Source organism: Gordonia ajococcus (genome assembly GCF_012974285.1).
GTDB classification, from domain to species: domain Bacteria; phylum Actinomycetota; class Actinomycetes; order Mycobacteriales; family Mycobacteriaceae; genus Gordonia; species Gordonia amicalis.
Genome location: NZ_CP052884.1, coordinates 2,162,043 through 2,175,963, shown reverse-complemented (window position 1 = coordinate 2,175,963; position 13,921 = coordinate 2,162,043). Strand labels below are relative to the sequence as shown.

The 13,921-nt window shown below is 67.9% G+C and carries 13 protein-coding genes; 6 read left to right on the top strand and 7 right to left on the bottom strand.

All coding sequences use genetic code 11. The features are described from left to right. Positions 1–10: 10 nt before the first annotated feature. The 4 genes from GAA2_RS09920 to infC all read right to left on the bottom strand — a co-directional run bounded on the left by GAA2_RS09920 (position 11) and on the right by infC (position 2,209). Positions 11–820 carry a TrmH family RNA methyltransferase gene (locus GAA2_RS09920; RefSeq protein ID WP_006437357.1) on the bottom strand — a complete coding sequence of 270 codons (810 nt, stop codon included), beginning with the start codon at positions 818–820 and terminating at the stop codon, positions 11–13. Positions 821–867: 47 nt separating this feature from the next. Beyond that, on the bottom strand, positions 868–1,248 hold the full coding sequence (gene rplT / locus GAA2_RS09915) for a 50S ribosomal protein L20 (protein WP_005178731.1): 381 nt from the start codon (positions 1,246–1,248) through the stop codon (positions 868–870). A 43-nt stretch (positions 1,249–1,291) separates the two neighbouring features. Then, complete coding sequence (rpmI, locus tag GAA2_RS09910) at positions 1,292–1,486, bottom strand: 50S ribosomal protein L35 (RefSeq protein ID WP_006360758.1); 195 nt, start codon at positions 1,484–1,486, stop codon at positions 1,292–1,294. Positions 1,487–1,606: 120 nt separating this feature from the next. After that, on the bottom strand, positions 1,607–2,209 hold the full coding sequence (gene infC / locus GAA2_RS09905; RefSeq protein ID WP_085950459.1) for a translation initiation factor IF-3: 603 nt from the start codon (positions 2,207–2,209) through the stop codon (positions 1,607–1,609). A 313-nt stretch (positions 2,210–2,522) separates the two neighbouring features. On the opposite strand from infC, the gene GAA2_RS09900 reads away from it, so the two are divergent. Both GAA2_RS09900 and GAA2_RS09895 read left to right on the top strand, forming a co-directional pair. Beyond that, complete coding sequence (locus tag GAA2_RS09900) at positions 2,523–2,948, top strand: DUF1844 domain-containing protein (protein WP_006437355.1); 426 nt, start codon at positions 2,523–2,525, stop codon at positions 2,946–2,948. A gap of 255 nt (positions 2,949–3,203) precedes the next feature. Beyond that, positions 3,204–3,491, top strand: coding sequence for a hypothetical protein (locus GAA2_RS09895; RefSeq protein WP_006437354.1), 288 nt, complete (start codon positions 3,204–3,206; stop codon positions 3,489–3,491). Between the two features lie 99 nt (positions 3,492–3,590). On the opposite strand, the gene uvrA is transcribed toward GAA2_RS09895, so the two are convergent. Further along, complete coding sequence (gene uvrA / locus GAA2_RS09890; protein WP_191834933.1) at positions 3,591–6,473, bottom strand: excinuclease ABC subunit UvrA; 2,883 nt, start codon at positions 6,471–6,473, stop codon at positions 3,591–3,593. A 267-nt stretch (positions 6,474–6,740) separates the two neighbouring features. Between uvrA and GAA2_RS09885 the strand changes: the two genes are divergently transcribed. The 4 genes from GAA2_RS09885 to GAA2_RS09870 all read left to right on the top strand — a co-directional run bounded on the left by GAA2_RS09885 (position 6,741) and on the right by GAA2_RS09870 (position 11,988). Beyond that, the gene (locus GAA2_RS09885) at positions 6,741–7,433 is read left to right on the top strand and encodes an MBL fold metallo-hydrolase (protein ID WP_006437352.1); all 693 of its coding nucleotides are present in this window, start codon (positions 6,741–6,743) and stop codon (positions 7,431–7,433) included. Between the two features lie 313 nt (positions 7,434–7,746). Then, positions 7,747–8,865, top strand: coding sequence for a DoxX family protein (locus GAA2_RS09880; protein ID WP_006437351.1), 1,119 nt, complete (start codon positions 7,747–7,749; stop codon positions 8,863–8,865). Positions 8,866–8,956: 91 nt separating this feature from the next. Then, positions 8,957–9,610 (top strand): hypothetical protein, encoded by a 654-nt coding sequence (locus GAA2_RS09875; protein ID WP_006437350.1) that lies wholly within the window; start codon positions 8,957–8,959, stop codon positions 9,608–9,610. Continuing rightward, a complete protein-coding gene (locus GAA2_RS09870) occupies positions 9,607–11,988 on the top strand; it encodes a HelD family protein (RefSeq protein WP_191834932.1) in 2,382 nt (793 codons plus the stop codon). The genes GAA2_RS09875 and GAA2_RS09870 overlap by 4 nt, the downstream gene beginning before the upstream one ends. Here GAA2_RS09870 and GAA2_RS09865 read toward each other — a convergent pair. After that, positions 11,960–12,409 carry a hypothetical protein gene (locus GAA2_RS09865; protein ID WP_191834931.1) on the bottom strand — a complete coding sequence of 150 codons (450 nt, stop codon included), beginning with the start codon at positions 12,407–12,409 and terminating at the stop codon, positions 11,960–11,962. The two genes, GAA2_RS09870 and GAA2_RS09865, sit on opposite strands and share 29 nt — an antisense overlap. Beyond that, complete coding sequence (locus GAA2_RS09860; protein ID WP_191834930.1) at positions 12,384–13,907, bottom strand: thioesterase domain-containing protein; 1,524 nt, start codon at positions 13,905–13,907, stop codon at positions 12,384–12,386. Before GAA2_RS09860 ends, GAA2_RS09865 begins: the two co-directional genes overlap by 26 nt. Positions 13,908–13,921 lie beyond the last annotated feature (14 nt).

The window sequence follows — 13,921 nt, the reverse complement described above, 5'->3', positions numbered from 1 at the left end:
GGGACAGCTGTCAGCCGCGACCCACCGCACTGTGGATGCGCGCACTCTCGTACAGGCAGATCGCCGCCGCGGCGGCCACATTCAGGCTCTCGGCGCGACCGCGGATCGGAATCGACACCCGGTGGTCGGCAGCGGCCTGGATGTCGGCGGGCAAGCCATGGGCCTCGTTGCCGAACAGCCAGCCGACCCGGCCGGACAGCACCTCGGCGGCGTGATCGAGGTTCACCTCGCCGTCGGCGGCGGTGGCGAGCAGCGTGACACCGGCCCCTGCGATGGCGTCGAGTCCCTCGGTCAGGGCACGGTGACGAACCACCGGCACGGTGAACACCGACCCTGCGCTCGCACGGACACATTTGCCGTTGTGGGGGTCGACGGCGTCACCGAGCAGCACGACCGCGTCGGCGCCCATCGCGTCGGCACATCGGATCAGGGTGCCGGCGTTGCCGGGCTCTCGCGATTCGACGGCGATCGCGAGCATCCTCGGCTCGTCGGCGAGGACGCTCTCGAGCGGCACGTCGAGGAGCGGACAGACCGCGAAGATCCCGGGCGGGGTCGATGTCTCCGCGAGCTTCGACGCCGCCCGCTCGGAGATCACGAGGACCGGGACGCCGGCGGCCGCCGCGGCGTCGGTGAGCTCACGGTGCCGAAGACGCTCCTCGTCGGCGACCAGCACGACCTCGGCTCGGTCGACAGCGAGGGCCGAGCCGACCGAGTTGGCCCCCTCGGCGAGGAAACGCCCCTGGTCGCGCCGCTCGGCGGCGCGATGGAGCTTGGCATACGACACGACCCGCGAGGATCGCTCGGACAGGATCTCCGTCATCGGATCATCCGTCGTGCGACTCGCGGGTCGTGTGTGGTGTGGCGCAATCAGGCAGCCGGGGCGTTGACGTCAGCCGGCAGGGCCTTGCGAGCGACCTCGACCAGGCCGGTGAAGGCCTCGGGATCGGTCACCGCGATGTCGGCGAGCACCTTGCGGTCAACCTCGACACCAGCGGCCTTGAGGCCCTGGATGAAGCGGTTGTAGGTGATGTCGTTGGCGCGGGCCGCAGCGTTGATACGCGCGATCCACAGCTTCCGGAACTCACCCTTGCGGGCGCGACGGTCCCGGTAGGCGTAGGTCATCGAGTGGAGCTGCTGCTCCTTGGCCTTGCGGTAGAGGCGCGACCGCTGTCCGCGGTAGCCCTTCGAGGCCTCGAGGGTGGACCGACGCTTCTTCTGGGCGTTCACTGCCCTTTTCACGCGTGCCATGTGTTAGATCCTTTTGCTTGTCAGATGTCCGGGTTCGCGCGCGTCAGATGTTCAGCAGGCGCTTGATGCGGGGGGCGTCGTTCTCGCTGACGACGGTGGTGCCGTCGAGACGACGGGTCCGCTTGGAGGGCTTGTGCTCCAGCAGGTGGCGGCGGTTGGCCTTCTGGCGGACGATCTTGCCGCTGCCGGTCACCTTGAACCGCTTCGCGGTGCCCTTGTGGGTCTTGCTCTTTGGCATGTCTTTCCTTCTGTCGGGCGAACTCGGGCAGCCGAACCTGATCAGGTCCGGCTGGAATCCGGGTTCACTTCTCGTGATCTCGGCCGGGACGGGGCATGCACCCGCGTCCGGCCGATCGGCTCAGCTCTCGTCCGGCGCGTTCTTCGGGCCGCCGGAACGTTCGCGGCTCTCTTGCGCCTTCTGGCGGGTCTTCGCGCCCTTGTGCGGGGCGAGAACCATCGTCATGTTGCGACCGTCCTGCTTGGCCGAGGTCTCGACGAAGCCGTAATCGGCGACATCGTTACCCAGGCGCTGCAACAGGCGGTAGCCGAGCTCAGGACGGGACTGCTCGCGGCCGCGGAACATGATGGTCACCTTCACCTTTGACCCCGCCTCGAGGAACCGGACGACGTGACCCTTCTTGGTCTCGTAGTCGTGGTCGTCGATCTTGGGGCGGAGCTTCTGCTCCTTGATGACGGTCATCTGCTGATTGCGACGCGATTCGCGCTGCTTCTGGGCCGCTTCGTACTTGAACTTGCCGTAGTCCATGATCTTGCAGACCGGCGGACGGGCGTCCGGAGCCACCTCGACCAGGTCGAGGTCGGCCTCGTAGGCCAAGCGAAGCGCATCTTCAACACGCACGATGCCCACCTGCTCCGAGTTGGGTCCGACGAGTCGGACCTCAGGGACGCGGATGCGCTCGTTGATGCGGGTCTCAGTGCTGATGGGGCCTCCTTGTTCAATCCTGCAGTGGTAACCGTCGCGTCGTGGCGAGGGTCGTGTGCAGGAGAACCAGCGCAAACCTCAGCAAACGAGCCCCGGGACTGTTGTCCGCGGGGCTCCGATACCGACCGATTCTTCGCGCTGCACCTCAGGGGCACAGCATTGCCGATCTGCGGTCGCATCGACGAGGATGCGATCTGCGACGATCGGCGTGAACCGGACCGTGCAACTGCGTGATCTCGCGAGGCGAGCAGTGCGTCGAACGGTGGGAGCGGAACTCCACTTACGACCCCGGCGCATACCAGGGCGGTCGTGCTATGGGAGTCTAACAGCCATGGCCGAGAACCCCAATTCGTCACCAGCACCGATACCCCAGGAGGGTGCGACGGGCAGTGGCGCCGACACGGATGATGCGGCACACACCGAATTCGACAACATCCGTGACCTGGGAGATATTCCGGCGATCGAGGTCATCACCCGTTCCATCGTGATGCTCATGAGTGCCGCCGCCGAGAAGCTCGGCCTGGCCGAGGGCACCCCCGAGGACCGGATCGACCTGCCCGAGGCACGCACGCTCATCACCGCACTGGCCGGCCTCGTCGACGCGTCGAAGGCCGACCTCGGCATCCACGCCGCACCGATCCGGGACGGCCTGAAAGGCCTCCAGCTCGCCTTCCGGGAGGCGAGCGCCTACCCCGACGAGCCCGGCGAGGGCCCCGGCGAGAAGTACACCGGCCCGGTTCGGGTTCCGAAGAAGTAGCCCCCGCCGGCTGAGCCGGTACCGAGCGCAGACGACACCGAGCCCCGCCGGCTGAGCCGGTACCGAGCGCAGACGACACCGAGCCCCGCCGGCTGAGCCGGTACCGAGCGCAGACGACACCGAGCCCCGCCGGCTGAGCCGGTACCGAGCGCAGCGAGGCACCGCGTCGAAGCCCCCACGGCGCAACCGCCGGCTGAGCCGGTACCGAGCGCAGCGAGGCACCGCGTCGAAGCCCACACGCCGTACCCTGGTCACATGACGGATCAGGACAAGCCGGCCGAGACGGACGACATCGTCGACGCCGAGGTCGTGCACACGGGCCCGGTGCCGGGGACTCTCCCCGACCCCGACTACACCGACAGCGGTGTCCCGACCTTCGACTTCGTCCGCGACAAGATCGAGAACCGCATCACCACCGCGATCGGTTCCCAGGAACTCGCCGAGGCGAGTGCCGAGGGGCAGAGCGTCGACGAGATGATGCGCAAGCGCGACGAGGCCGCCAAGAAGCGCCTCGAGGAGATCCGTAAGTCGATGGGCAAGTGAGCCCCGCTCCCCCAGACAGAGCACAATCGCCACTTCCGTTCCAGAAGCGCTGACTGTAAGTAGGGCTGCTGCAACGGAAGTGGCGATTTTTCTGGGGTGTCAGCCCGCCGACGCGACCGTCTCGTCGACCTTGAGTATCTCGGCGAGGAACTTGCCGGTGTGGCTTCCCGGGGCGACCGCGATGTCCTCGGGGGTGCCCTCGGCGACGAGCATGCCACCCCCGCTGCCACCCTCGGGACCCATGTCGATGACCCAGTCCGCGGTCTTGATGACATCGAGGTTGTGCTCGATGGTGATCACCGTGTTGCCCTTGTCGACCAGCCCGTTGATCACCGCGAGGAGCTTCTTGATGTCCTCGAAGTGCAGGCCGGTGGTCGGCTCGTCGAGGATGTAGACCGTGCGGCCCATCGACCGCTTCTGCAGCTCGGCGGCCAGCTTCACGCGCTGCGCCTCACCACCCGACAGCATCGGCGCAGGCTGTCCGAGACGGACATATCCGAGACCGACGTCGTTGAGGGTCTTGAGGTAGCGGTGGATCGAGGTGACCGGCTCGAAGAAGTCGGCGGCCTCCTCGATCGGCATGTCGAGGACCTCGGCGATGGTCTTGCCCTTGTAGTGGACCTCGAGGGTCTCCCGGTTGTAGCGAGCGCCGTGACACACCTCGCACGGCACGTACACGTCCGGCAGGAAGTTCATCTCGATCTTGATCGTGCCCTCGCCGGTACAGGCCTCACAGCGACCGCCCTTGACGTTGAACGAGAACCGGCCCGGCTGGTAGCCGCGCACCTTGGCCTCGGTGGTCGCCGCGAAGAGCGTGCGGATCTTGTCGAAGACGCCGGTGTAGGTCGCCGGGTTGGAGCGCGGGGTGCGACCGATCGGCGACTGGTCGACCTGCACGAGCTTGTCGAGGTTGTCGAGTCCCTTGATCCGCGTGTGGCGCCCGGGGACTTGTCGTGCGCCGTTGAGCTTGTTGGCGAGCACGGTCGCGAGGATGTCGTTGACGAGGGTCGACTTACCCGAGCCGGACACCCCGGTCACCGCCGTCATCACCCCGAGCGGGAACGACACCTCGATCCCGCGCAGGTTGTGCTCACGGGCGCCGACGACGGTCAGCTGACGCTTGCGGTCGATCGGCCGGCGGATCTCCGGGATCGGCAACGAATCCCGGCCCGACAGATATGCACCGGTCAGCGATTTGCGGTTCTTCAGCAGATCCTTGTAGCTGCCGCTGTGCACGACGTGTCCGCCGTGTTCACCGGCGCGCGGGCCGATGTCGACGATCCAGTCGGCCGCGCGGATGGTGTCCTCGTCGTGTTCGACGACGATCAGCGTGTTGCCGAGGTCGCGGAGGCGGGTGAGGGTCTCGATCAGCCGGCGGTTGTCACGCTGGTGGAGACCGATCGACGGCTCGTCGAGGACGTACAGGACGCCGGCGAGACCGGACCCGATCTGCGTCGCGAGACGGATGCGCTGTGCCTCGCCGCCGGACAGCGACCCGGCCGCACGCGACAGCGACAGATATTCCAGGCCGACGTCGAGCAGGAAGCGGATGCGGGCCTGTACTTCCTTGAGAACGCGGCTGGCGATCGCGGCCTGACGCTCGTCGAGATGGAGGTTGTCGAGGAAGTCGGCGCATTCGGCGACCGACAGCGCACAGACCTCGGCGATCGACTTCGGGCCGTACTCGGGGTGGTTCAGGGTGACGGCGAGGATCTCGGGACGCAGACGCGCACCCTGGCAGGCGGGGCACGGCACGTCGCGCATGTACCCCTCGTAGCGTTCCTTCATCTGCTCGGACTCGGTCTGGTCCATCCGCCGGGCGAGGAACGACATGACACCTTCGAACTCGGTGTAATACGAGCGGGTGCGTCCGTAGCGGTTGCGGAACTTCACGTGCACCTGGTGGTCGCTGCCGTTGAGCAGCGCGCGACGCGCCTTCACCGGCAGCTTCTTCCACGGTGTGTCGACGTCGAAGCCCATCTGGTCGGCGAGACCCGACATCAGGCGCAGGAAGTAGTCGGCGTTGTGGCCCGTCGACCACGGTGCGACCGCACCCTCGGACAGGGTCAACTCGGGGTCGGGCACGACGAGCTCCTCGTCGACCTCCTTGCGGATGCCGAGGCCGTCACACTCCGGGCACGCACCGTAAGGCGAGTTGAACGAGAACGACCGCGGCTCGAGGTCGTCGATGGCGATCGGGTGGGCGTTGGGGCACGCCATCTTCTCGGAGAACCGGCGCTCGCGATTCGGGTCGTCTTCCTCGAGATCGACGAAGTCGAGCACGATGATGCCGTCCGCGAGACGCAGACCGGTCTCCACCGAATCGGTGAGACGCTGCTTGGCGCTTGCCTTCACGACGAGGCGGTCGACGACGACCTCGATGTCGTGCTTCTCCTGCTTCTTCAGTTTCGGCGGATCGGTGAGCTGGTGCACGACGCCGTCGATACGGGCGCGGGAGAAGCCCTGCGTCTGGAGTTCGGCGAAGAGGTCGACGAACTCGCCCTTACGGGTGCGGACCACCGGTGCGAGGACCTGGAAGCGGGTGCCTTCGTCCATGGCGAGCACCTGGTCGACGATCTGCTGGGGGGTCTGCTTGGCGATCGCCTCGCCACAGATCGGACAGTGCGCCTTACCCGCGCGGGCATAGAGCAGCCGGAGGTAGTCGTAGACCTCGGTGATGGTGCCGACCGTCGAACGGGGGTTGCGGTTGGTCGACTTCTGATCGATCGAGACCGCAGGCGACAGTCCCTCGATGAAGTCGACGTCGGGCTTGTCCATCTGGCCGAGGAACTGCCGGGCGTAGGCCGAGAGGGACTCGACGTAACGACGCTGACCTTCGGCGAAGATCGTGTCGAAGGCGAGGGACGACTTACCCGATCCCGACAGCCCGGTGAACACGATGAGGCTGTCCCTGGGCAGGTCGACATCGATGCCCCGAAGATTGTGTTCGCGGGCACCTCGGACGATCAGACGATCAACCACTGCAGTCCTAACGTTTCTTCTCGAGTCAGAGTCTTCTCAAACTCACCGGGGCGCACGGGTGGCGCATGGGCACCGTAACGACAGGCACCGACAAAACTGTTCCGGAAGCGTCGGCCCGGATGGGATTCGTGGTCCGAGAGCCGGACGATCGGTCTCGCCATCCGCGCCATACACCATCGGACCGATAGTCCACGATACCCGCGCGCAGGGATGGTCCGACCGTCGCGAGCGTCACACATCGGCCGCGCGGTGTCATAGCCTTGCCGCATGACCTCAGCGACACCGATCAGCGATTCCTACACCGGCGATCTCTCCGGGTCGAAGACCCCGCAGCGCCGCACCCTCGGCTCGGCCACCATCGTCAAACTGTCCGTCGGTCCGATGGACAACAACGTCTACGTGGTGACCTCGAAGGCCACCGGCGACCAGCTGATCATCGACGCCGCGAACGACGCGGACACGATCATCGCCACACTCGACGCCATCGGCGGGAAGCCGGCCCTGATCTTCACGACCCATCAGCACCACGATCACGTGCAGGCACTGGCCGCAGTGGCCCAGCACACCGGAGTGCCCACCGCCGCCGGCCGGTTCGACGCCCCCGAACTCCCGGTCACCCCGGATCGTCTCGTCGACGACGGGGACGTGATCGAGATCGGCGACCTCCGCTTCGAGGCGATCCACCTCGTCGGCCACACCCCGGGCTCGATCGCGCTCGCCCTGACCGACACGGGGTCGGACGGCGACACGGTCCATCTGTTCACCGGCGACTGCCTGTTCCCCGGCGGCATCGGCAAGACCTGGAAGCCCGAGGACTTCGACACCCTCATCGAGGACGTCTCCACCAAGCTGTTCGACCGCTTCGGCGACTCGACCGTCGTCTACCCGGGACACGGGAAGGACACCACCCTGGGCGCCGAACGCGCCTCGGTGCCGGAGTGGCGCGAGCGCCGCTGGTAGGCCGGTCCCGGTCTCACCCGCAAACCCACCATTTTTCGATATTTCCACCCCCGGCCAGGGAGGTGGCTTCATCGAAAAAGGGTGGGTTTGGCGTCAAGTCGGGACGGCCGGGTTTGAGCCCCGCCCCCTCCGGATACCTGGTTCTCGAAGCGCTCTGCCAAACGTGCCCCCGGGATCCCGAAATTCCCGAACGGATCACGAAGAGTCGATTCACCTGCATGGATCCGGAGGGCGGGTAGCGTTGATCAGGCCAGAAACGCGCTGTACCCCGACGGATCTCGAACCGCACTCGATCGAAGAAGGTTGTGACCGAATGATTCTCCGCCGTATCGCCCGCCCGCTCCTCGCGTCTGCGTTCGTCGCCAGTGGCGTCGACGCCATCCGGAGCCCGAAACCGATCGCGCAGTCCGCGGCGCCTCTCGTCGACAAGGCACGCACCGCCCTGCCGCCGGAGGTCGCGGACAAGGTCCCGGAGAACACCGAGACCCTCGTCCAGATCAATGCGGCGGCGCAGATCGGCGGTGGCATCCTGCTGGCGACCGGCAAGTTCCCGCGTCTCGCCTCGGTTGTCCTGGCCGGCACGCTGATCCCGACGACGGCCGCCGGTACGGACTTCTGGAACGAGGCCGACCCGGTCCGCAAGGAAGCCCAGCGCGACGCATTCATCAAGAACGTCGGCCTGCTCGGCGGCGTGCTGCTGGCCGCGGTGGACACCGAGGGCAAGCCGTCGCTCGCGTGGCGCGGCCGGCAGAAGGCCGGTGCCGTCGCCGCGGCGCTCCCGATCGGCGCGACCGCCGGACATTCGACCTGGGATTCGCTCGTCGAGCGCACACACGAGGGTGCCGAGGTCGTCGGAGAACGGTCGGCCGAGGCCGGCGAGCTGCTGAGCAAGGGTGCCCACGTGCTGTCCGAGCGGTCCGCGGAATGGTCCGCCGAGGCGGCGGCCAAGTTCCGCGAGCACGCCCCCGAACTCGCTGAAGCTGCTCAGAAGCGTTCGCTCGAGATCGCGGACAGGGCCGCCGACACCGCGGCCGTCGTCGCCGATCGCATTCGCGATCGAGCACCCGTACTGGCCGACGCCGCGCTGGTGCGCTCGTCGACCTTGGCCGACGCAGCACTCGATCGTTCGTCCGAATTGGCCGAGACCGCCCGCAAGCGGGGCCCGAAGCTGGCGAAGAAAGCGCAGAAGCGCGCGGAGAAAGCCCAGAAGCAGGCCAAGAAGAACGCGCCGAAGATCGCCGAACTCGCCCGGGACCGCTCGGCCGAACTCGCCGAACTCGCCCGGGACCGCTCGGCCGAGTTCGCCGATCTCGCCCGCGCCCGTTCGGCCGAACTCGCCGAGTCCGCACGGCAACTCGCGGCCGCCGCCGAGGAAACCGCCTCGCACACCGCGGACGAAGGTCGCAAGCGCTGGCGCAAGGCGCGCGGCTGACCGTCCTGCCCGGTAGCCGGATGCGAGTACGACGCTGACCACCACCGATCACCACGCGGACGCGGCACACCCTCCAGAGAACTATCCCTGGGTGTCCGCGTCCGTTGTGGTCGATCACGTCCCGTCGCTCCCGCCTCCGGGTACGCGTCTGGTGGTCGCGGTCGGTTCGAACGCGGCGCCGAGCGTCCTCCGCCGCAAACTCGGGCACCTCGACCCTGCCGCCCTCCTCCACCTCCGGCGTGTGCGGGTCGCCAACATCACAGTCGGTCACTCCGCCCACGTCGCAGTCCGCGGATACATCCCTGCGGCACCTGTTCGCACAGCTCACGGCACATGGGAAACGGTGGCGGCCTGGCTGTCACCGCTCCAGACCGAGGCGCTCGACCTGACCGAACCCAACTACGATCGACGGACAGTGAACACGCACGACCATCCCCTCATTCTCGGTGACCCTCGGCTGCCCCACGACGGTCCCGCCACTCCGGACGAGTTCGACATCTACGTGTCGCGTCACGGAGTCCTCGCCGACCCCGCGACGGGAACGCCGCTGCCGTTCGGCAGCCAGGCACGCGTCGTCGGATGGCTGGACCAGCACCTGCACGATCCCGCCCTTCAGGGTTCGACGCCACAGGTCTGCGCGCGACTGGCGACTGCGGACCACGCGGCACGGATCACCGGGCTGATCAAGGACGCCGGGCTGGCACGGTCGGGGTGGCCCGTCGACGCGCGCGGAGGTGTGGCGTGACCGCCTTGTCCCCAGACACCGACACCGACCCTCGGATCGGCGAGGAACAGGAGCACCTCGACCGGGTGTACGGCCGTCTCGACCGGATGCGGCAGACGACCCAGCGGCGCCTGTCGTCGACCCTGAGCGAGCGCGGCGGAACCCCGCAGGCACGGTCGGAACGTGAGTCCTACGAGCGGATGTACAACGAGGATCTCGCGAAATTCGATGCCGCCGAACACAACCTGTATTTCGGCCGCCTCGACCTCGACGACGGCGAGATCCGGCGGATCGGCCGCATCGGTGTCCTCGACGACGGTCTGGGAGCAGACGGGACACACGACCACACCGCGACCGACGCGACATTGCTGCTCGACTGGCGGGCCCCACTCGCACGCCCCTTCTACCTGGCCACGCCGGCCGCCCCCGAGGACGTCGCCCGCCGTCGCCACATCCGGACCCGCAGCCGCAGGGTCCGCGGGGTCAGCGACGAATCACTGACCGCCGGCGACGCCCTGCTCGACGACTTCGGCCACGGCGACGTCGTCAACGAATCCGCTCTCGTCGCCGCCCTGAACGCGGCGCGCACCGGCGAGATGACCGACATCGTCGAGACCATCCAGCGCGAGCAGGACCTCATCATCCGGTCGACACACCGCGGTGTGACGGTGATCCAGGGCGGTCCGGGCACCGGCAAGACGGCCGTCGCGCTGCACCGTGCCGCGTACTTGCTGTACACACACCGCGAGATCCTCTCACGCAGTGGCATTCTCATCATCGGACCGAACGACGACTTCCTCAGCTACATCGGCCAGGTCCTGCCGTCGCTCGGCGAATCCGGCGTCCTGCTCTCGACGATCGGCGACCTGTTCCCCGGCGTCCGGGCACGGAGCGAGGACCCGCGGTTCACCGCCGGAGTCAAGGGCGGGCTCCGGATGGTCGACGTCCTCAAACGCGCTGTGCGCGCGAAGCAGTCGTTGCCGTCCCGTCCCGAACCGGTGGACTTCGACGGCTATCGGGTCGAGATCGACTCCGCCCTGATCAAGGCGGCGCGTGCCAAGGCCCGTGCGACCCGGCGTGCACACAACCAGTCCCAGAGGGCCTTCCTGAAGGCCGGTCTCGCCGAACTCGCGGCGCGGCACGCCTCGACCATCGGCTCCAGTCTGCTCGACGGTTCCCAGCTCCTGAGCCCCGCCGACATCTCCGACATCCGCGACGACATGAGCAGCGACCCCGACATCCGCGCGGCGCTGCTGAAATACTGGCCCACACTGACTCCGCAGGACATGTTGCGCGAGCTGCTCACCGACGAGCGTGCGATCCGCAAGGCCACGCCCGGCTGGTCCGACGCGGACCGGGCGGCCCTGCTGCGTGAACCGCGCACGTACTCGACCACCGGGGACGACTTCTCCCCCGCCGACGTGCCGCTGCTCGACGAGTTGGCCGAACTCATCGGGTACGGCACCGACGACGCCGAACGTGCCGAGCGCGCCCGCTGGCGTCGCCGGCTCGCCGAGGCCCAGGACGCACTCGACATCCTGACCGGTTCGGCCCCACAGGATCTCGAGGACGAGCTCGATCCCGAGATCCTGATGGCCTATGACCTGATCGACGCCGAACAACTGGCGTCGCGCCAGACCGAGACCCGGCGCGCCACCACAGCCGAACGCGCCTACGGCGACCGCACCTGGACCTTCGGCCATGTGATCGTCGACGAGGCACAGGAGCTCTCGCCGATGGCGTGGCGGATGGTGATGCGCCGCATCCCGAACCGGTGGATGACCATCATCGGTGACACCGCACAGACCTCCGACGAGGCGGGCACCTGGTCGTGGGGTGACGTGCTCGAGCCCTACGTCGCCAAGCGCTGGCAGTTCAAGGAACTGTCGGTGAACTACCGGACGCCCAGCGAGATCATGACCTACGCCGCGCGCGTCCTCGACGAGATCGGCAACGGCGAGACCTCGCCGACCTCGTTGCGCAGCAACGGTGTCGAGCCGGTCGCGATCCCGGTGACCGATGCCGGGGATGCGCAGAGCATCGCGACCGGTGTCCTGCGTGCCGTCGACCTGGCCGAACCCCAGGGACTCACGGCGGTCGTCGTCCCGGACGCCCTTCTCGATGCGGTGAACGCCGCGCCGGACCCGGACGCATTCGACGCGACAGACGTCGAGACCCCGAAGGTCTACACGGTCCGGACCTGTAAGGGTCTCGAGTTCGACACCACGATCGTCGTCGAACCCGCCGCGATCATCGCGCAGTCACCGCGGGGTCTCAGCGATCTGTACGTCGCACTGACCCGCGCGACGCAGCGACTCGTGGTCGTCCACGGCGACCCTCTTCCCAAGGTGCTCGCCGACCTGCCGGCCGTCACCGGCGTCGCGACTCCGCGTCGCTGAGCGCCGCGTCGATCCGCGGACCGAACTCCGCCAGCGCCTCGCTGCCGACGATCCCGAGGTGGTCGGTGTCGATGTCGATGCGGGTGATGTCACCCCCCACATGGTGCGCCCAGCGGTTGGGCGCCTCGTCGGTCGAGTCCTCCTCGCCGTCGGTGGCGACGACGAGCATCGCGTCGTAGGGTCGCGGCCGGTGGGCGATGGCGCGTTCCGCAGAACTCGTCATACGCTGCAGCATCCGGTCGAAGGATTCCGCATCGAGCAGGCCGAGTCCGATGGCCTTGTCCCGGATCGCGGCCGCGATGGTCTCCGGCGCGACGGACCCCGGATGGGCGGGGTCGACGAGCTCGTCCACGTCGATGACCGCTCGCCAGCCGCCGAGCAGCTCGGCGGCCAGCTCACGCGCATCGATGTCCAGCGACATCTCCCCGTCGTCGGTCCAGCCGGTCGCCGGCTCGGCATCGTCGGCCGGGAAGCTGTCGAGCAAATCCGAGAACGCCGACCTCCGCACCGCGCAAACGCAGTTCGACGGCCATTTCCTGCGCGATGAGACCGCCGATCGACCAACCCACGAGGTGGTACGGGCCGTCGGGGGCGATGCGCCGGATCTCGTCGACGTAGCGCACGGCCAGGTCGTGCACGGTGGCGTCGGGGAGGTCGCCGGCCACCACGTACGGGTCCTGGAGTCCGTACACCGGCCGGTCGTCGAGGTGGGGTGCGAGGCCACCGAACAACCACGCCAGCCCGTCCGCGGGATGCACACAGAAGACCGGGTTCCGCGATCCCTCCCGGCGCAGCGGCACGACGACGCCGCCGTTTGCCGCAGTGGTGGGGCCACCGGCGCGTTCCGGGTCGCGGTGTGCGGCCAGCCGCGCACCGAGATCGCGAGGAGTCGGCCCGGCGAACACCCAGGCGACCTCGACCGGAAGGCCGGTGCGGCGGCGGAGCTCCGCGACGAGCCGCACCGCGGACAGTGAAGTTCCGCCGACATCGAAGAATCCCTGGACCGCGGTCGTGACCGGGACGCCGGTGACTCCGGACATGCACTCGGCGACGAGCACCTCCCACTCCCCGACCGGCGCCTCGGGCCGCTCCGGGACACCCGCATCGCGAGCGGCAGTGCCGATCATCGTCGACATCCGCGCATGATCGGGCCGTCCGTCGTCATCGACCGGGATCTCGTCGACGATCGTCAGCGTCGACGGAACACAATGCGGGGCAATGCTTTCCACGGCAGCTCGACGAAGATCGTCCGCCGTGATGTCGGCGTCGACGCTCACCCAACCGTGGATCTCGACACCGGCGGCGCCCGGTATGGAGACGACGCCGCTCGACCGCACACCGTCGAGATCGGCGAGCATCCTCTCGACCCGGTCGAGATCGACCCGCAACCCACCGATCCGGACCTGACGGTAGAGGCGGCCGAGAACCTCGATCCGCGGTCCCCCACCGTCTTCCAGCCACCGTGCGAGCAGTCCGGTCGAGGAATCGACCGGCGTCTCGTCGGACCTACGCAGTTCACCCGGGATCCGCGGCGGCAGGAGTCGCCCGGCGGGATCGACGACGACGCCCGGTGCATCCGGAGAGCGGAGTCGACGACGGTCGTCGTCGGTGACCAGATCGATCTCACCCAGAACCGTGGCGGTCGGGACGTCCGCGGTGATCGCATCGACCATGCGATGGAAGACGTCGCGGAACACGGCGACCGTCTCCGGATCGAAGAGCCCTGCGGCGTAGTCGATCTCGCCGGCGATGACCGTCCCGTCGACGGTGTTCGTCTCGGCGAGTCCGAGAGTCAGGTCGACCTTCGCCGGCGGCGGGCCGGGATCGACCGGTTGCACACGCAACCCCTCTACCTCACCCAACTGTGCGAGCGGCGGTTCGGCTGACCCGCCGGTGGTGTCCGCGAGGTAGTTGATCATGACCTTAGCGCTTC